We start from the raw sequence: 16506 nt of genomic DNA on the forward strand, positions 1-16506 counted from the left end.
CGCTCGTGGTGGGCCGCGGCTTGGGCGCGGTGGGGGTGGCCCGGGGCGTGGACGAGCGCTTGGCCGGCGACGCGGGCTCCTCCCGGATGACCGACGGCGTGGCAGGGTCGAGATCGACGGGGGTGCCGCTGATGCTCGGCGGCTGGACGACCTGGGTGCCTGTGGTCGGCTCGGCCGGCCGCAGCCAGACGAACCCGGCCACGCCCGCGGTCGCCGCCACCGCCGCCGCCATGGTCAGCGCCGCTCGCAGCGTGCGCCGGCGGCGCGACGCGTCGATCCCGACCGGCGACGTCGAGAGCGCGGCGGGGGATGGGACCGGAGGTGGGGCCTCGGAGTGAGCCAGGGGCGAGGCCGGCGCGCGGCGCGCGGCCTCGGCCATCGCCGGGGCGCTCGGCCAGCGCGCGTCGGGCGCCTTCTCCAGCGCCCGCTCCACCACGTGGCGCGGCCCCGGCGGCACGTCGTCGGGCAGCCGCGGGATCGGGGAGTTGAGGTGCTTGAAGATGATCTGTACGGGAGTGTCGCCCTGGAACGGCAGCCGCCCGGTCAGGCACTCGTACGCCACCACGCCCAGCGCGTAGACGTCGACCGCCGGGGTCACGTCGCTGGAGCTGGCCATCTCGGGGGCGCAGTAGCCGGCCGAGCAGAGCATCGTGCCCGTGGCCGTCAGATGCCCGGCCGAGACCGAGTGGGCGATGCCGAAGTCGGTGAGCGCCACGCGGCCGTCGGGCCTGACCATGAGGTTGGCCGGCTTGACGTCGCGGTGGACGATGCCCTGCGCGTGGGCGGCAGCCAGCGCGTCGGCCACCTCGGCGACCAGCCGCATCGTGGCCTCCGGGCCGAGCGGGCCGCGCCGCAGGACGCGGTCGAGCGACTCGCCGCTGACGTACTCCATGACGAGGAAGCTGACGCGGCGGCCCTCCACCTCGGTGGTGCCGTAGTCGTAGACGTCGACCACGCCCGGGTGCCGGAGCGTGGCCATGGCCCTGGCCTCGTTCTGGAAGCGCTGGGCGGAGGCGGGGTTCTCGGTGAGCGCGGGCATGAGCACCTTGACCGCGACCGCGCGCCCGAGGACCAGGTCGTCGGCACGCCAGACCTCGCCCATGCCGCCGCCGCCGAGGCGGTCTCCGAGCACGTAGCGGTCGATGAGGGTGGTCCCCGCGCCAAGCACGTTTCGAGGCTAACACCGCGGGTCAGCCCCCACCGGCAAGTCCGCTCAGTCCGCGAACGCCGAGGCCGGGCGGCGCCGGTGCGCGGCGGCGCGGAGCACGGTGGGCCGGTCCAGCTCGGCGGGCGGGGTCACCTCCCGGCCGCCATCCAGGGAGTGTCCGGTCCAAACATCGATCCGCTCACCCTCTGGGAGGTAAACCGTCACTTCGGAAACATCAGGTTCTGTCGCCGCAGCCACCGAAGCGGAAGGCCCCCGCCCGGGGTGGGCGAGGGCCTTGTCGTGCCATGAGGCGGGGTCAGGCGGAGGCGGCGTCCTTCTCGCGGTTGCGCAGCGCGCGGCTGACGCCGTCGGCGCCCTCCAGGATGAGACGGCGCAGCGCCTGCGGCACCTCGCCGTCCTCGAGGAACCGGTTCGCGGCCTCGACCGTCGCCGGCTCGATGAGCAGCGCGGGGAAGCACCCGATGGCGAACGACGACGCCTGGTCGAACGTCCACTCCCGGTAGATCCGCCCCACCTCGGCGAAGTACCTCTCCCGGTACGGGGCCAGCAGCTCGGGGTGGTGCGGGTCCTGGAAGCCGTTGATCGTCGTACGGGCGATGTGGTTGGCCAGCTTGCCGCCCACGATGCGCTCCCACGCCGCCGCCTTGGCCTCCGGTGTCGGGATCCCGGCCCGGCACAGCGCGGCCGAGCGCTCACCCGTCGCTGTGGCGTCGCGCTCCAGCTCGGCCGCGATGTCGGCCTCGTCCAGCCTCCCGCCGGTGACCAGCGCGTGCACCAGCGCCCAGCGCAGGTCGGCGTCCACGGACAGGCCCTCGGGCACCGCCGTGCCGTCGAGGATGCCCTGCAGCAGCGCCAGGTCGTCGTCGGAGGTCGCCACCGGCGCGAACGCCTGCAGGAAGGCGAGCTGGTGGTCCGAGCCCGGCTTCGCCCCGGTGAACATCGAGCGCAGCTCCTTGGCCAGCAGCGCCATGCCCTCGGCCCGCCAGGCCGGGTCGGCGTACTGCTGGACGGCCTGGCGGGCCTGGCGCAGCACCGCCTGCAGGACCGTGATGTCGCTGACCGTGCCGGCGCCGGAGACGACCAGCCGGACGTAGTCGCGCGTGGACATCTCGCCGTCGCGCGTCATGTCCCAGGCCGCCGACCAGCACAGGGCGCGCGGCAGCGACTCGGTGAACGCCGCGATGCCGCCGTCGACCAGCGTGCGCAGCGAGCCGTCGTCGAGCCGGATCTTGGCGTACGTCAGGTCGTCGTCGTTGAGCAGCACCAGGTCGGGCTGCTCCTCGCCGACCAGCTCGGCCACCTTCGTCCGCGCGCCGACCACGTCGAGCTCGACCCGCTTGGTACGGGTCAGCTCGCCGCCGGTCAAGGAGTACAGGCCGATCGCGACGCGGTGCGAGCGCAGCGTCGGATAGTCGGCCGGGGCCTCCTGCAGCACCTCGAACGAGGTGAAGCGGCCGTCGGACACCTCGAAGGAGGGACGCAGCGTGTTGACCCAGGCGGTCTCCAGCCACTCCTTCGACCAGGCCGACAGGTCGCGGCCGGACGTGCGCTCCAGGGCGTTGAGCAGGTCCTTCAGCTCGGTGTTGCCCCAGGCGTGCTCGGCGAAGTAGTCGCGCACGCCGGCCAGGAAGTTGTCCAGGCCGACGTAGGCCACGAGCTGCTTGAGCACCGAGGCGCCCTTGGCGTACGTGATGCCGTCGAAGTTGACCTCGACGGCCTGCATGTCGGGGATGTCGGCGGCGATGGGGTGGGTGGAGGGCAGCTGGTCCTGGCGGTAGGCCCAGGCCTTCTCCACGTTCGCGAACGTCGTCCACGCGCCCTTGCCCCACCGCGTGGCCTCGGCCTGGGCGAGCACGGACATGTAGGTGGCGAACGACTCGTTCAGCCACAGGTCGTCCCACCAGCGCATGGTGACGAGGTCGCCGAACCACATGTGCGCCATCTCGTGCAGGATCGTCTCGGCGCGCCGCTCGACGACCGCGTCGGTGACGCGGGAGCGGAAGACGTAGTCCTCCAGGAAGGTCACGCAGCCGGCGTTCTCCATCGCGCCGGCGTTGAACTCGGGCACGAAGAGCTGATCGTACTTCCCGAAGGGGTAGCGCAGCCCGAAGACCCGGTGGAAGAAGTCGAAGCCCTGCCGGGTGACCTCGAGGATGTTGTCCGCGTCGAGGTGCTCGGCCAGCGAGGCCCGGCAGTAGATCCCCAGGGGGATGCCGTCGTGCTCGGAGGTCACCTTGTGGTACGGCCCCGCCACCAGCGCGGTGATGTAGGTGGACATGACCGGCGTCGGGGGGAACGTCCACCGCTTGGCGCCCGCGCCGGCGTCCTCGACCCCGGAGGCGGCGGCGTTGGAGACCACCTCCCAGTCGCCCGGCGCCGCCACCGTCAGCTGAAAGGTGGCCTTGAGGTCGGGCTGGTCGAAGCAGGCGTACATGCGGTGCGCGTCGGCCGTCTCGAACTGGCTGTGCAGGTAGACCTTCTGGTCGACCGGGTCGACGAAGCGGTGCAGACCCTCGCCGGTGCGCATGTACGCGCAGTCGGCCTCCACCCGGAGCTCGTTGGACGCGGCGAGCGAGGGCAGCGGGAAACGCCCCTTCTCCGCGTCGTACGCCGCCACGTCGAGGTCCCCGCCGTTGAGCGTGACCTTGCGGACGACGGCGCCGTGCAGGTCGATGAAGGTCGAAACGCCCGGTGCGGCGCTGGTGAAGCGGACCGTCGTGACGCTGTCGAAGCGCTCGTCTCCCTTCGTCAGGTCGAGGGCGACGTCGTACGACTCGACCGTCAGCAACCGGGCACGCTCGCGCGCTTCGTCCCGGGTCAGGTTGCCTGCCAAGATGCGCTCCTTTTCACCACTTCGTCGGGGTTGTCCGTATCCTGCCATGCCAGGGAATAGGACCAGAACCACCTCAGGTTATGGCCACACATGACTGAGAAGATTCCCGTGGACCTGTGGTTCGACCCCTCGTGTCCCTTCGCCTGGATCACGTCCCGCTGGTTGCTCGAAGTCGAGAAGGTACGCCCCATCGAGCCGCGCTGGCGGCAGATGTCGCTGTACTTCCTCAACGAGGAGAAGGACGTCCCCGCCGACTACCTCGAAAGGGCCGCCAAGGCCATGGGCTCGGTCAGGGTGATCGCCGCGGCCGCCGCCAAGCACGGCGAGCAGGTCATCGGCCAGCTCTACACCGGCATCGGCACGCGGCTGCACAACCAGGGCATGAGCAAGGAGCCCGAGCGGCTGCACGAGGTCATCGAGGGCGCGCTCACCGACACCGGCCTCGACACCGGGCTCGCCGACGCGATGCGCTCCGAGGAGTACGACGCCACGATCCGCGCCTCCCACGACGAGGGCATCGGCCTGGTCGGCCAGGAGGTCGGCACGCCGATCATCCGCGTCGGGTCCAACGCCTTCTTCGGCCCCGTCATCACCAAGATCATCCGTGGCGAGGAGGCCGGCCGGCTCTGGGACGGCGTGCTCGCGGTCACGTCGTTCGACGACTTCTTCGAGCTGAAGCGCACGCGCACCAAGCGGCCGACGTTCGAGTGATATATCCCTTTTAAGCTAAAAAAGGGGTCTTTCTGGCTGGGGATAAGTCGGTAACGGTGGAAAAGGCTTATCCCCGGGTCGCGACGAGCTCTCGCATTGTCTCCCGTACGACTGTCAGGATGGGACCATGCGTCAGCTGTACATCGGCGGCTCCTGGACCGCTTCGGCATCGGACGAGCCCATCGAAGTCGTCAACCCGGCCACGGAAGAGATCATCGACCGGGTGCCGGCGGGCTCACCCGACGATGTCGAAGCGGCGGTCGAAGCCGCCAGACGAGCGTTCCCGGCCTGGTCGCAGACCGCCGCCGCCGAGCGCGGAAAGCTGCTCGGCGAAGCGGCCGAGCTGCTGAAACAGCGCTCGGACGAGATGGCCGAGACGATCGCCACCGACATGGGCTCCCCGCTGGCCTTCGCGCTCAGGGTGCAGACGCTCATGCCGGCGAACGTCCTGGCCTCCTACGCGCAGCTGGCCGAGAGCCATCCCCGCGAGACCCGGGTCGGCAACTCCCTGGTGGTGAAGGAGCCGGTCGGGGTCGTCGCCGCGATCACCCCGTGGAACTACCCGCTGCACCAGATCGTCTGCAAGGTGGCCCCCGCGCTGGCCGCCGGGTGCACCGTGGTGCTCAAGCCGAGCGAGGTGGCGCCGCTGGCGGCGTACGCGCTGGCGGAGATCTTCGACGAGGTGGGCCTGCCACCGGGAGTGTTCAACCTGGTCAGCGGGCGCGGCCCGGTCGTCGGCGAGGCCATGGCCGCCCACCCCGACGTCGACATGGTCTCCTTCACCGGCTCCACCGCCGCCGGCCGCCGGGTGGCCGCGCTGGCCGCCGAGACGGTCAAGAAAGTGGCGCTGGAGCTCGGCGGCAAGTCGGCCAACATCATCCTGCCCGACGCCGACCTGGACCTCGCCGTCAAGGTGGGCGTCGCCAACTGCTTCGTCAACGCCGGCCAGACCTGCTCGGCCTGGTCGCGCATGCTGGTCCAGCGCGACCGCTACGACGAGGCCGTCGGCCTGGCCGTCGAGCTGGCCCGCGGCTACCGCGTGGGCGACCCGTTCGACGAGTCCACCAAGCTCGGCCCGCTGGTGTCGGCGGCCCAGCGCGACCGCGTGGTCCGTTACATCAACCGGGGCCAGGAGGAGGGCGCCAGGCTGGTGACGGGCGGCACCGAGCGGCCGCACGACCGGGGCTTCTACGTCGAGCCCACGGTGTTCGCCGGTGTGGAGCCCGGCATGACGATCGAGCAGGAGGAGATCTTCGGGCCGGTCCTGTCGCTGATCCCGTACACCACGGAGGAACAGGCCGTGCAGATCGCCAACGGCACGAAGTACGGCCTGGCCGGCGCCGTCTGGGCGGCCACCGAGGACCGCGCGCTCGCGGTCGCCCGCCGGCTGCGCACGGGCCAGGTCGCCGTCAACGGCGGCCGGTTCAACCCCCTCGCGCCCTTCGGCGGCTACAAGCAGTCGGGCGTGGGCCGCGAGCTCGGCGAACACGGGCTCGAGGAGTATCTGGAGGTCAAGGCGCTGCAGCTGTAGCGCTCGCGGGCGCGGCGGGTGTGGGGCTCGCCGCGCCGGCCGCAGCAGCCGTCAGACGAACAGGCCCCCGGTCGCCAGGAGGTTCTGCCCGGTGACCCAGCGTCCGTCGGGGCCGGCCAGGAAGGCGACCACCGCCGCGATGTCGTCGGGGCGGCCCAGCCGCCCGAGCGCGGTGAACGCCGGCGTCCGCTCCAGCGCCTCCGGCGGGTTGGCGCCCCGCAGCATGTCGGTGTCGGTGGCGCCGGAGGAGACGGTGTTGACCGTGATGCCACGCCCGCCCAGCTCGCGCGAGGCCACCTTGGTGAACTGCTCGACGGCCCCCTTGCTGCCGCAGTAGAGCGACAGGCCCGGCGCGGGAATCTTGGTGTTGAGCGTGGAGATGGTGATGATGCGCCCGTCGTCGCGCATCGCCCGCGCCGCCCACCGCAGGGCCAGGAAGACCGAGCGGGTGTTGACCGCGAACACCCGGTCGTACTCGTCGTCGGTGAGGTCGGCGACGGACTTGTGCCCCTCGCTGGTGGCGGCGTTGTTGACCAGGATGTCGAGACCGGGCAGCCGCGCCTCCGCCTCGGCGAACAACCGCTCCAGATCGGCCCTGCTCCCCAGGTCGGCGCGTACGGGATGCGCGCCCGTCGCCTTGGCGACCTCCTGCGCCGCCTCGTCGGAGCTCCGGTAGCAGAACACGACCTGCGCGCCGTCATCGGTGAGCCGCTCGACGACTGCCCTGCCGATGCCCCGGGAGCCGCCGGTGACCACTGCGCCCTTTCCAGAAAGTACGCTCATGCCGCCAATCTACGTGCGCAGCATGATCTCGCGGGCCTCGTTTCGCGGCAGGCGATCGACGTACAGCCTGCCGTCGAGATGCTCGGTCTCGTGCTGGAAGCAGCGGGCGAGCGAGCCGCGGGCCTTGACGCGCACCGGCCGCTGCAGCCGGTCGACGCCCTCGACGGTCACGCCCGAGGCGCGCCCGACCGTGGCGTAGATCGGCCGGCGCGTCCGGCGGTCGGGCACCGACAGGCAGCCCTCCTCGTCGAGCACCTCCTCCGGGTCGTCGACGGTCAGGACCGGGTTGATCACATGGCCCTTGCGCCCGCTGATGTCGTAGACGAACAGCCGGCGCGAAACGCCGATCTGGGGGCCGGCCAGGCCCACGCCCTCGACCGCGTACATGGCCTCGAACATCTCGTCGATCAACCGGCGCAGCTCGCGGTCGAAGTCCGTCACCGGTTCGGCGGGCGTGCGCAGGACCGGGTCGCCGACGATGCGGATCTCTCGCATGGCTCTCTGCTTTCGTAAGGACTGGACAACCATAGAGATCCTTACTCTAGTCGGCGAGCCGCATCGCCGAGGCTGTGGAAGACTGGAGAGGTGCGTGTCTACATCGGTGCCGACCATGCCGGCTATGAGCTCAAGAACCACCTGGTGTCCTGGTTGAAGGACCACGGCCATGAGGTGATCGACTGCGGTCCCTTCGTCTACGACGCGGAGGACGACTATCCCGCGTTCGTGCTGCGTGCGGCCGAGGGCGTGGCGGGCGACCCCGGCAGCCTCGGCGTGGTCATCGGCGGGTCGGGCAACGGCGAGCAGATCGCCGCCAACAAGGTGCGCGGCATCCGCGCCGCGCTGGCCTGGAGCGACGACACCGCCCGCCTGGGCCGCGAGCACAACAACGCCAACGTCGTCAGCGTCGGCGCCCGCATGCACTCCACCGACGAGGCCACCGGCTTCGTGGAGACCTTCCTCAACACCGCCTTCTCCGGCGGTGAGCGCCACAGCCGGCGGATCGCCCAGCTCGCCAGCTACGAGACGATCGGCCAGCTGCCCTCGCTGCCCTAACCCTTGCGCCGGGAGTCGCGCCTCGGCACCTCGTCGCGCAGGGGCCGCCGGTCGGCGGCCTCCTGCTGCTCCTTCGACGGCCGCGAAACGTCGCGGGCGCGCATGGCGACGACCGCGGTGATCTGAAGACTCTGCAGCGCCATGTCCTCGACACTACGCCGGAATCGGGCCCGGCGCCCTCAGAAGGTCAGCCCGCACCACGGCTTCGGGCTCCACGACATCGCGGCGGCCAGCGCCCGCACCGCGCCGGGGGAGTGCTCGCGCAGCAGCCCCGCCTGCAGGAGCTCGCCGAGCTGGCCGTCGCCCAGGTACGCCGACCCCAGCGCGGCCACCGGCAGCGTCACGTCCGGCGCGTCGTCCACGGGCCCGCACACCGCGCCCGACGGGCCGGCGGTGAGCCGCCTGCGCCCCGCGTTCCACGGGCACACGTCGTCCTCGACCTCGATCACCACGTCCACGGGTGCCGCGTACGCGCGGGAGGCCAGCGCCTGGTCCACGTCGACCAGGCGTACCCACAGCTCGTCCGCCACCTCGGCGCGCAACCGGCGCGGGTCGGCCAGCAGCGCGACGAGCGGGTCGTCCGCCGGGCGGCCGCCCGCCTCCACCCGGGAGATCAGGTCGCGTTCGAGCACGCTGCGCCACAGGAGGGCGTAGGCCGCCGGATCGGCCGCCTCCAGCTCCTGGAGCTTCAGCTCGCCGTCGGGAAGGCCGTGGGCGTCCCAGGACGTCTTGACGCGGAAGAGCGCGTAGCCGCGCACGCCGCCGTCGTCCTCGGCCAGCACCGAGCGCAGCGGGCCCGCGCCGCGCTGGTCGTACTCCTCGTCGGCGAGCACGACGTCCCAGACCAGTTCGGGGCGCTCGTAGCGGCCGGGGCGGCGGGCCACGAGGGAGGCGAACAGCTTCTCCAGGTCGGAACGGACGTCGGCGGGCTTGACGACCCTGAGCCTGAGCGAGGGGTCCTGCGGCCACTCGCGCACGAACGCCGCATCGGGCTTGCGCAGGTGGAAGGAGAGCTCGCTGCTGGCCCGGCCGTAGCCGTACCGGCCGTAGATGGAGGCTTCGGAGGCGTAGAGCGCGGCGACGTGCTCGCCGCGCTCGCGCACGTCGGCCAGCTGCGTGCGCATCAGGGAGGACAGCACGCCGCGGCGCCGGTGGGACGGCAGCACGCTGACCGAGGTGACGCCCGCGACCGGCAGACGTCCGCCGGGGACCGTCATCGAGAGGCTGAAGGCGGCGGCCGCGCCGACCAGCTGGTCGCCGTCGAAGGCGCCGATCGTGCGATCGAACTCGGTCTGCGCCTTGAACCGTGCGGACTGCTCGGGATGCGGGGTCCAGCCGAACGCCTCTTCGAGGACGCGGGTGAGTGCCGGCCACTCGGACTCGGCGACCGGACGGATGGGAAACGTCATCTGTCCACGTTATGAGCGGGCAAAGCGGATGGGCCACCGAATATCCGTGCTTAACGATCAAGGCGTTGGTCAAGTGGGCTGCCCAAACATGGGTGAGACCGATACAGTCAGGCGCATCATGAGTTCCCGTACGGCGCCGCTGATCCCGCCCCGGGTCCGCGCTGTACTGGTGCGGGTTCCTTTTCTGGTGCCTATTGTCCGGTTTGTTCGGCGGGTGCTGCTGGCCCGCAACCGCAACCTGCTCGTCACGCTGGTCACGCTGGCCCTGGTCATCGGGGTGCTCGCGGCCGAAGTCTCGACCGAGTGGTTCTCACCGTCGCTGCTCATCCTCGTCACCCTGGTCGGCGGGCTCCAGCTCCGGCTGCGCAGCCTTGTCAAGCTCCTGGTGGGCGTGGGCGCCTCGCTCGGCTACATCGCCTTCACGCTGGGGGCGAACCGGATCGGCCTGGGGCTGACCGTCACCATCGTGTTCACCACCGTGCTCGCCGTGCTCATGGCCCGCACCAGGGGCAAGCTCGGCGTGCAGGGGCTGCGCGGCGACGCGATGCTGCTGGAGCTGCGCGACCGGCTCAAGAGCCAGGGCGAGCTGCCGCCGCTGCCCAAGGACTGGGGCGGCAAGGTCGTGCTCAAGCAGGCGGGCGGTTCTTCGTTCGGCGGCGACTTCCTCGTCTCCATGCGCGACGACGACTCCGTCGAGATCGCGCTGGTCGACGTCTCCGGGAAGGGCGTCGACGCCGGCACCAGGGCGCTGCTGCTGTCGGGCACGTTCGGCGGGCTGCTCGGCTCCGTCGACGACTTCCTGCCCGCGTGCAACGCCTACCTGCACCGCCAGCGCGGCGACGAAGGCTTCGTGACCGCGGTCCACGTACGCCTCGACCTCGCCACCGGCGACTACACGATCACCTCGGCCGGGCATCCGCCGGTGGTGAAGTTCGACGCGGGCACGGGCAACTGGCAGACCGCCTCGGCCAAGGGCGTGGTGCTCGGCGTCGTGCCCGACCTGCACTGCGAGCCCGACAGCGGCACCCTGCGCAAGGGCGACGCGCTGCTGCTCTACACCGACGGGCTGATCGAGCAGCCCGGGCGCGACATCGACGCCGGTCTCGACCGGCTGCTCGGCGAGGCCGAGCGGCTGCTGCCGTCGGGCTTCCGCGACGGCGCCCGCGCGCTGGTCAACGCCATGGCCTCGGGTCACAACGACGACTGCGCGCTGGTCCTCATCTGGCGTCCATGACGTTTCACACGGGTCAGGTCGTGATGCCGGTCACTGGCCGGGGGCTCGCCTTGCCTGAAATCCTCTAGGGCGTCGGGCTCCGGTGGAGCGGCGCGGCTCCGCCGGAGCCCTTCACAGCCACCCGTAGTCACTGGCGATGCGCACGGCGTCGAGCCGGTTGCGCGCGCCGGTCTTGCACATGATCCGCGACAGGTGGTTGCGGACGGTGCCGACCGACAGGAAGAGCTCGTCGGCGATCTCCGCGGAACGCGCGCCGCCCGCGGCGATGCGCAGTACGTCGAGCTCCCGCCTGGTCAGCGGGTTGGTCGCGCACTTGAGCGCGGCCACGGCGACCTCCGCCTCGATGGCCCGGTGTCCCGCGGCGACCTGGCGCACGCCCTCGGCCAGGCGCTCCGGCGCCACGCAGAGGCTCATGAAGCCCAGCGCCGGCCCGGCGAGCGCCTCGCGCACCTGAGCGGGGTTGGGGTGGGCCGACAGGATGAGCACCCGGCAGCGCGGCACCTGCTCGGCGAGCAGGCCGACCGCGGGAGGGCCGGGCAGGTCGAGGTCGACGACGGCCACATCGGCCTCGCCGGCCAGCGCGGCGCCGACCACCTCATCCGCGTGCCCGACCTCGGCGACGACGCACAGGCCGGGCTCGGTTTCGAGGGTGGCGAGCAGGCCACGGCGCACCAAGAGCAGGTGTTCGGCAATGAGTATCCGGATCAAGACGTCCCCCTCGTTCGTCTCCTAGGGTGATCGTTTGATTGCGCACTGTCAATGCTCTCTCAAGCTGGCCAGCCGTGAGCTGTGCGGGTTTCGACTACTCTGGGGTCATCGGACTCCTCGTCCTCCCTGTCGTCTGCCTGGAGCGCGCCTAGATGAACTGGCTCTATGTCGTGGGGATCGTCCTCTTCCTCCTCGGCCTGATGTTCTCCATCGCGCTGCACGAGCTCGGCCACCTCGTGCCCGCCAAGATCTTCGGTGTCCGGGTGACCCAGTACATGGTGGGCTTCGGCTCCACGGCCTGGTCACGGCGCAAGGGCGAGACCGAGTACGGCATCAAGTGGATCCCGTTCGGCGGCTACATCCGCATGATCGGCATGCTGCCGCCGCGGCCCGGCGACGATCCCACCAAGGTCAGGAGCACCGCGACGGGGCCGTTCCAGGGCCTCATCGAGTCGGCCCGCGAGGCCGCGCAGGAAGAGGTGCGGCCGGGCGACGAAGACCGTGTCTTCTACCGCAAGAAGTGGTGGCAGAAGGTCATCATCATGTCCGGCGGGCCGCTGATGAACTTCGTGCTCGCGTTCGTGTTCTTCAGCATCCTGCTCGTCGGCATCGGCCTGCCCGGCTGGGCGCCGATCGTCTCGCCCGACACCAGCACGTGCGTCATCCCGGTCACCGAGCAGCGCACCGACTGCAGGTCCGGCGACCGGCCCACGCCCGCCGCGCAGGCCGGTCTGAAGCCCGGCGACCGCCTGGTCTCCTTCGACGGCCAGAAGATCGCCTCCTGGGACGACGCGACCCGCCTGATCCGCTCCCACGGCGCCGGCGCCGTGCAGCTCGGCATCGTCCGCGACGGGCAGCCCATGACCCTGGGCGTCACGCTCATCGCGCAGGACCGCCCCAACCCCGACGACCCGGAAAAGATCGACAAGAATGTCGGCTTCCTCGGCGTGCTGCCCACCGAGGTCATGGAGAAGCAGAGCATGGGCCAGGTCGTCGGCTACATGGGCGAGCTGACGGCCAGGGTGGCGGGTTCGCTGCTCAACCTGCCGGAGAAGATGGTCGGCGTCTGGCACGCGGCCTTCTCCGGCGAGGAGCGCGACCCCGAGGGCCCGGTGGGCGTGGTCGGCGCGGGCCGCATGGGCGGTGAGATCCTCGCCTCCGACCTGTCGGCCGAGAAGAAGATCGCCATCTTCGTCAACCTGCTGGCCGGCTTCAACCTGGCGATCGGCATGTTCAACCTCATCCCGCTGCTCCCGCTCGACGGCGGCCACATCGCGGGCGGCCTGTGGGAGGGCGTCAAGCGGGCGTACGCCAAGATCATGCGGCGGCCGGAGCCCGGCTACGTGGACATCGCGAAGGTGCTGCCGCTGACCTACGCGATCGCGCTCGTCATGATGATCATGGCAGGCCTGCTCGTCTACGCCGACCTGGTCAACCCGCTCACGCTGACGAACTGAGGCCCGGCCGTGGACGCGCTCGACCGGCTGCGCGCCTTCTGCCTGGCACTGCCCGAGACCACCGAACGCCTCTCCCACGGGGAGCCGGTGTGGTTCGTCCGCGGCAAGAAGGCGTTCGTGATGTTCGCCGACCACCACCACGACGACCGCCTGGCCTTCTGGTGCGCGGCCCCCGCGGGAGCGCAGGAGGCGCTCGTGGGCAGCGACCCCGAGCGCTTCTTCCGCCCGCCGTACGTCGGGCACCGGGGGTGGGCAGGGGTCTATCTCGACGTGCCGGAGGTCGGCTGGGACGAGGTGGCGGAGCTGGTCGCCGACGCCTACCGCCAGGTCGCCCCCAGGTCGCTGATCGCCCGGTTGCCCTGACGCGTTCAGTTCATCGAGATGTGCACGTGGTCGTAGTGGTTCTCGGTGACGCTGCCGCGGTCCGACATCGCGCGCCAGCCGGAGCCCTGGTTGATGCGCTGCTTCCAGATCACGTACTTGACGCCGAGCTTGTCCTTGTTCTTGAGGGCCCAGGCGGCGATCCGGTCGCCGAGCGCGTTGTCGGCGGCGGTGGGCATCGCGCCGCCGGCGCTCATCATGAAGTCGCACGCCCGCCCCAGCGGGTGCTCGCCGCTGGAGCCGGAACGGAAGCAGCCCACCGCGAACGGCAGCGCGAAGTTCTTCTCCACCTGCTCCTTCATCAGCCGCGTGCGGGCGGTGATGTTGTCGGAGCCCGTGGGCAGCTCAGGCGCCCAGGAGCCGTCGGTGTTCCGTCCGCTCCCGTACGGCACCAGGTCCTCGAGCTTGTCCTCGATGTCGTCGATGACGCCTTCGGCCTCGTCGCGCTGGTCGGCCACCTCGGCGGCGTCGGCGCCGATCTGCCGCGCCAGCGCCGCGGCCTCCTCGCTGGCCTTCTTCTTCTCGTCACGCGCCCTGGCGATGCCCTGGACGACGGCCTGCTGCTCGGCCGTGAGCTGTTCGAGCAGCGCGATGTCGGAGGTGCTGGTCGGCAGCAGCATGCCGGCCAGGGAAGGGTCGGCGTTCTGGTAGCGCAGCCGGGCGATCTCGGCCACCCGCTGCTCGGCGGTCACGAGCGTCTGCTCGGCGGTGGCCAGCCGTTCCTTGGCCGTCTTGGCGGCCTCACGGGCCTTGGCCAGCTCGACCCGCTTGAGGTTGTAGGTCTCGATGAGCTTGTCGACCTTGGTGTTGAGCCGCTTGAGCTGGGTGCGCAGCTCGGACTCCGTCGGTTTGGGCGCGGCCGAGGCCGGTGCCGTCGGCAGGACGGCGACGGCTGCGGCGGTGACGAGGCCAAGGGCGAAAATCGCGGGGGACGAAGCCGCCACGTAGGTGTTCCTCTCCCTCTTGCCGGCCGGGTTAGCTGACGGGTTCGGGTATGGGAGGCGCGTCCCTACCACCGAAGTGGATTCACCCCAGTGCGGATTGGGTCCCCGGCTCCCGGGCGACGCGCCCGGAATTAGGCGATGCACCGGCTGTTACGGCCGGTGCATAAGGGGATATTAGTGGTAGATCACGAGTCATGCGACCTTAAGTAGAAATCTATTAGTGATCTACCTGTGATCGAAGCATGCGTGCGGCCTCCTCCGGCCGTACGTCGTTGACGAACGCGCCCATCGCCGACTCCGAGCCCGCCAGGAACTTGAGCTTGCCCGGCGCCCGCCGGATGCTGAACAGCTCCAGGTGCAGATAGGCCAGCTCACGCCCGTGCCGCACCGGCGCCTGGTGCCAGGCCGAGATGTACGGCATCACGACCCCGAACAGCCCGTCGAACGCCCGCAGCACCGAGGTGTACAGGGGTGCGAACGCCGCCCGCTCCTCCTCGGTGAGCGCGGCCAGGTCGGGCACCTGCCGGTGGGGGTAGATGTGCACCTCGAACGGCCAGCGCGCGGCGGCCGGCACGAACGCCGTCCACAGCTCGTTGGCGGCCACCACGCGCGTGCCCGCCTTCCGCTCGGCGGCCAGCACGTCGGCGAACAGGTTGCCGTCGTAGCGGCTCGCGGCGCCGAGTTGCAGCCTGGTCCTCGGGGTGACGTACGGGTAGGCGTAGATCTGGCCGTGCGGGTGGGAGATCGTGATGCCGATCTCCTCGCCCCGGTTCTCGAAGCAGAAGACCTGCTCCACGCCCTCGATCCCGGACAGCTCGGCGGTCCGGTCCGCCCATGCCTCCATGACCAGCTCCACCTGCTCGTCGGAGAGCTTGGAGAAGGAGGAGGAGTGGTCGGAGGTGAAGCACACCACCTCACACCGCCCCACCCCCGGTCGGACCTCGCTCAGCCCGCCCACATCCTCATAAGTCCCGAGATTTCCGGAGAAGGAGGGGAAGCGGTTCTCGAACACGACCACGTCGTAGTCGTACGCCGGGATCTCGGTGGAGTGGGTGTCGGTCGACGGGCACAGCGGGCACTCCGCGGTGCCCCCGGTCGGCAGGAACGTCCGCGTCTGCCGGTGCCCGGCGATCGCGATCCACTCCTCGGTCAGCGGGTCGTAGCGCAGCTCCGAGGCCACCGGCCGGGGGTCGAGCGTCCGGCGGTCGATCGCGCTCCGGTCGGCGTCGTCGCGCCGGTCGAAGTAGATCAGCTCTCGGCCGTCGGCCAGGTGGGTGATGGTGCGCTTCAAGACGAGCCCTCCGCGATGATCAGTTCTCCGGCCCGTTCGGCCAGCTCGGTGCGTGCGTCCTCCGGCAGCCCCGCGTCGCTGACGACCACGTCGGCCTCGCTCAGCTCGGCGATGGTGCTGATGCCGACGGTGTTCCACTTGGTGTGGTCGGCGGGGACGACCAGCCGGTGCGCGGCCGCCACCAACTCCCTGTCGGTCTCCGACTCCAGCAGGTTGGGCGTGGTGAACCCGGCCCGTACGCTCATCCCGTGCACGCCCAGGAAGAGCGTGTCGACGTGCAGGCGGCGGATCGCGGCCACGGCCACCGGCCCCACCAGCGCGTCCGACGGAGTGCGTACGCCGCCCGTCAGCACCACCGTGCGGTCAGGACGCGGATTGCGGTGGAAGACCTCGGCGAGGGGGATCGAGTTGGTGATGACCGTCAGCTCGGGCACGCCGATCAGGTGATGGGCCAGTGCCCACGTCGTGGTGCCGGCCGACAGCGCCACGGCCGTGCCCGGCCGCACGAGCTTGGCGGCCTCGCGGGCGATGGCCTCCTTCTCCTGCTGCTGGCGGGCGGACTTGGCGGTGAACCCCGGCTCCTCGGTGGAGCCGGGCCCGACGGCGGTCGCGCCGCCGTGCACCTTTTCCAGCAGCCCGCGCTCGGCCAGCACCTCGAGGTCGCGGCGGATGGTCATGTCGGAGACGCCGAGCTCGCGTACGAGGTCGGCCACGCGGACCCCGCCGTGGCTGCGTACGCGCTCGAGGATCGCCTGCTGCCGCTGCTGTGCGAGCACGCCCGCTCCTTCCAACAGATTCCACCAAATTATGACACGTATTTGTTGAGGAATGTTAGTTCAGTGCGGACTGCTTGCGCAGGTCGATCGGGGAGAGAGACGTTGGTGACAACTCGACGACCGGAGGCGAGCTCATGGCGAGACGCGCGCGCAAGGGCAGGGCACGCAAGAAGAAGAAGGCCAACCACGGCAAGCGTCCCACGGCCAAGTGACGCGGGCGGGGGCGG

18 protein-coding genes and 1 riboswitch are annotated in these 16506 nt (G+C 70.7%); of the genes, 7 read left to right on the top strand and 11 right to left on the bottom strand.

Annotation, left to right across the window (positions count from 1 at the left end; all coding sequences use genetic code 11):
- The 3 genes from E1286_RS19680 to pepN form a co-directional block, all read right to left on the bottom strand.
- On the bottom strand, positions 1-1168 hold a 1168-nt coding region (locus E1286_RS19680), incomplete at its 3' end, for a serine/threonine-protein kinase (protein WP_132614574.1).
- A gap of 45 nt (positions 1169-1213) precedes the next feature.
- The gene (locus tag E1286_RS47895; protein ID WP_165969806.1) at positions 1214-1372 is read right to left on the bottom strand and encodes a hypothetical protein; all 159 of its coding nucleotides are present in this window, start codon (positions 1370-1372) and stop codon (positions 1214-1216) included.
- Between the two features lie 91 nt (positions 1373-1463).
- The gene (pepN, locus tag E1286_RS19685; protein ID WP_132614576.1) at positions 1464-4001 is read right to left on the bottom strand and encodes an aminopeptidase N; all 2538 of its coding nucleotides are present in this window, start codon (positions 3999-4001) and stop codon (positions 1464-1466) included.
- A 90-nt stretch (positions 4002-4091) separates the two neighbouring features.
- Here pepN and E1286_RS19690 point away from each other — a divergent pair, with 90 nt between their 5' ends.
- Together E1286_RS19690 and E1286_RS19695 are read left to right on the top strand one after the other, a co-directional pair.
- Positions 4092-4712, top strand: coding sequence for a mycothiol-dependent nitroreductase Rv2466c family protein (locus E1286_RS19690; RefSeq protein ID WP_132614578.1), 621 nt, complete (start codon positions 4092-4094; stop codon positions 4710-4712).
- A 127-nt stretch (positions 4713-4839) separates the two neighbouring features.
- The gene (locus tag E1286_RS19695; protein WP_132614580.1) at positions 4840-6243 is read left to right on the top strand and encodes an aldehyde dehydrogenase family protein; all 1404 of its coding nucleotides are present in this window, start codon (positions 4840-4842) and stop codon (positions 6241-6243) included.
- A 51-nt stretch (positions 6244-6294) separates the two neighbouring features.
- Here the strand turns inward: E1286_RS19695 and E1286_RS19700 are convergent, their stop codons facing one another.
- Both E1286_RS19700 and def read right to left on the bottom strand, forming a co-directional pair.
- Entirely contained in the window at positions 6295-7026 is a 732-nt protein-coding gene (locus tag E1286_RS19700) for an SDR family oxidoreductase (RefSeq protein ID WP_132614582.1), read from the bottom strand.
- Positions 7027-7035: 9 nt separating this feature from the next.
- Complete coding sequence (gene def / locus E1286_RS19705; protein ID WP_132614584.1) at positions 7036-7521, bottom strand: peptide deformylase; 486 nt, start codon at positions 7519-7521, stop codon at positions 7036-7038.
- A 90-nt stretch (positions 7522-7611) separates the two neighbouring features.
- On the opposite strand from def, the gene E1286_RS19710 reads away from it, so the two are divergent.
- Positions 7612-8079 (top strand): ribose-5-phosphate isomerase, encoded by a 468-nt coding sequence (locus tag E1286_RS19710; protein WP_132614586.1) that lies wholly within the window; start codon positions 7612-7614, stop codon positions 8077-8079.
- Here the strand turns inward: E1286_RS19710 and E1286_RS47900 are convergent.
- Together E1286_RS47900 and E1286_RS19715 are read right to left on the bottom strand one after the other, a co-directional pair.
- On the bottom strand, positions 8076-8222 hold the full coding sequence (locus E1286_RS47900) for a hypothetical protein (RefSeq protein WP_165969807.1): 147 nt from the start codon (positions 8220-8222) through the stop codon (positions 8076-8078). The genes E1286_RS19710 and E1286_RS47900 overlap by 4 nt on opposite strands.
- A 36-nt stretch (positions 8223-8258) precedes the next feature.
- The gene (locus tag E1286_RS19715; RefSeq protein WP_132614588.1) at positions 8259-9488 is read right to left on the bottom strand and encodes a GNAT family N-acetyltransferase; all 1230 of its coding nucleotides are present in this window, start codon (positions 9486-9488) and stop codon (positions 8259-8261) included.
- 118 nt (positions 9489-9606) lie between these two features.
- On the opposite strand from E1286_RS19715, the gene E1286_RS19720 reads away from it, so the two are divergent.
- The gene (locus E1286_RS19720; RefSeq protein WP_132614590.1) at positions 9607-10722 is read left to right on the top strand and encodes a PP2C family protein-serine/threonine phosphatase; all 1116 of its coding nucleotides are present in this window, start codon (positions 9607-9609) and stop codon (positions 10720-10722) included.
- Positions 10723-10833: 111 nt separating this feature from the next.
- On the opposite strand, the gene E1286_RS19725 is transcribed toward E1286_RS19720, so the two are convergent.
- Positions 10834-11430, bottom strand: coding sequence for a response regulator transcription factor (locus E1286_RS19725; protein ID WP_132614592.1), 597 nt, complete (start codon positions 11428-11430; stop codon positions 10834-10836).
- Positions 11431-11582: 152 nt separating this feature from the next.
- Here E1286_RS19725 and E1286_RS19730 point away from each other — a divergent pair, with 152 nt between their 5' ends.
- Positions 11583-12887, top strand: coding sequence for a M50 family metallopeptidase (locus E1286_RS19730; protein ID WP_132614594.1), 1305 nt, complete (start codon positions 11583-11585; stop codon positions 12885-12887).
- A 9-nt stretch (positions 12888-12896) separates the two neighbouring features.
- Positions 12897-13250, top strand: coding sequence for an MmcQ/YjbR family DNA-binding protein (locus E1286_RS19735; RefSeq protein WP_132614596.1), 354 nt, complete (start codon positions 12897-12899; stop codon positions 13248-13250).
- A gap of 5 nt (positions 13251-13255) precedes the next feature.
- On the opposite strand, the gene E1286_RS19740 is transcribed toward E1286_RS19735, so the two are convergent.
- The 3 genes from E1286_RS19740 to E1286_RS19750 all read right to left on the bottom strand — a co-directional run bounded on the left by E1286_RS19740 (position 13256) and on the right by E1286_RS19750 (position 16279).
- The gene (locus E1286_RS19740; protein ID WP_132614598.1) at positions 13256-14212 is read right to left on the bottom strand and encodes a coiled-coil domain-containing protein; all 957 of its coding nucleotides are present in this window, start codon (positions 14210-14212) and stop codon (positions 13256-13258) included.
- Positions 14213-14217: 5 nt separating this feature from the next.
- Positions 14218-14360: riboswitch (cyclic di-AMP (ydaO/yuaA leader) on the bottom strand.
- A 69-nt stretch (positions 14361-14429) separates the two neighbouring features.
- Positions 14430-15503, bottom strand: a complete 1074-nt coding sequence (gene galT / locus E1286_RS19745; RefSeq protein ID WP_132614600.1) for a galactose-1-phosphate uridylyltransferase — start codon at positions 15501-15503, stop codon at positions 14430-14432.
- Entirely contained in the window at positions 15500-16279 is a 780-nt protein-coding gene (locus E1286_RS19750) for a DeoR/GlpR family DNA-binding transcription regulator (protein ID WP_132614602.1), read from the bottom strand. The genes galT and E1286_RS19750 overlap by 4 nt, the downstream gene beginning before the upstream one ends.
- Before the next feature lie 134 nt (positions 16280-16413).
- On the opposite strand from E1286_RS19750, the gene E1286_RS52080 reads away from it, so the two are divergent.
- Entirely contained in the window at positions 16414-16491 is a 78-nt protein-coding gene (locus E1286_RS52080; RefSeq protein ID WP_425464764.1) for a 50S ribosomal protein bL37, read from the top strand.
- The last annotated feature ends 15 nt before the right edge of the window (positions 16492-16506 follow it).

This window comes from Nonomuraea terrae, from assembly GCF_004348995.1.
Lineage (GTDB): Bacteria > Actinomycetota > Actinomycetes > Streptosporangiales > Streptosporangiaceae > Nonomuraea > Nonomuraea terrae.

What these genes read in the sequence shown, in the direction of transcription:
- E1286_RS52080 (WP_425464764.1), top strand. Translation starts at nt 16,414, where the DNA reads ATGGCGAGACGCGCGCGCAAGGGCAGGGCACGCAAGAAGAAGAAGGCC.
- E1286_RS19690 (WP_132614578.1), top strand. Translation starts at nt 4,092, where the DNA reads ATGACTGAGAAGATTCCCGTGGACCTGTGGTTCGACCCCTCGTGTCCC.
- E1286_RS19720 (WP_132614590.1), top strand. Translation starts at nt 9,607, where the DNA reads ATGAGTTCCCGTACGGCGCCGCTGATCCCGCCCCGGGTCCGCGCTGTA.
- E1286_RS47900 (WP_165969807.1), bottom strand. Translation starts at nt 8,222, where the DNA reads ATGGCGCTGCAGAGTCTTCAGATCACCGCGGTCGTCGCCATGCGCGCC.
- E1286_RS19715 (WP_132614588.1), bottom strand. Translation starts at nt 9,488, where the DNA reads ATGACGTTTCCCATCCGTCCGGTCGCCGAGTCCGAGTGGCCGGCACTC.
- def (WP_132614584.1), bottom strand. Translation starts at nt 7,521, where the DNA reads ATGCGAGAGATCCGCATCGTCGGCGACCCGGTCCTGCGCACGCCCGCC.
- E1286_RS19730 (WP_132614594.1), top strand. Translation starts at nt 11,583, where the DNA reads ATGAACTGGCTCTATGTCGTGGGGATCGTCCTCTTCCTCCTCGGCCTG.
- E1286_RS19700 (WP_132614582.1), bottom strand. Translation starts at nt 7,026, where the DNA reads ATGAGCGTACTTTCTGGAAAGGGCGCAGTGGTCACCGGCGGCTCCCGG.
- E1286_RS19695 (WP_132614580.1), top strand. Translation starts at nt 4,840, where the DNA reads ATGCGTCAGCTGTACATCGGCGGCTCCTGGACCGCTTCGGCATCGGAC.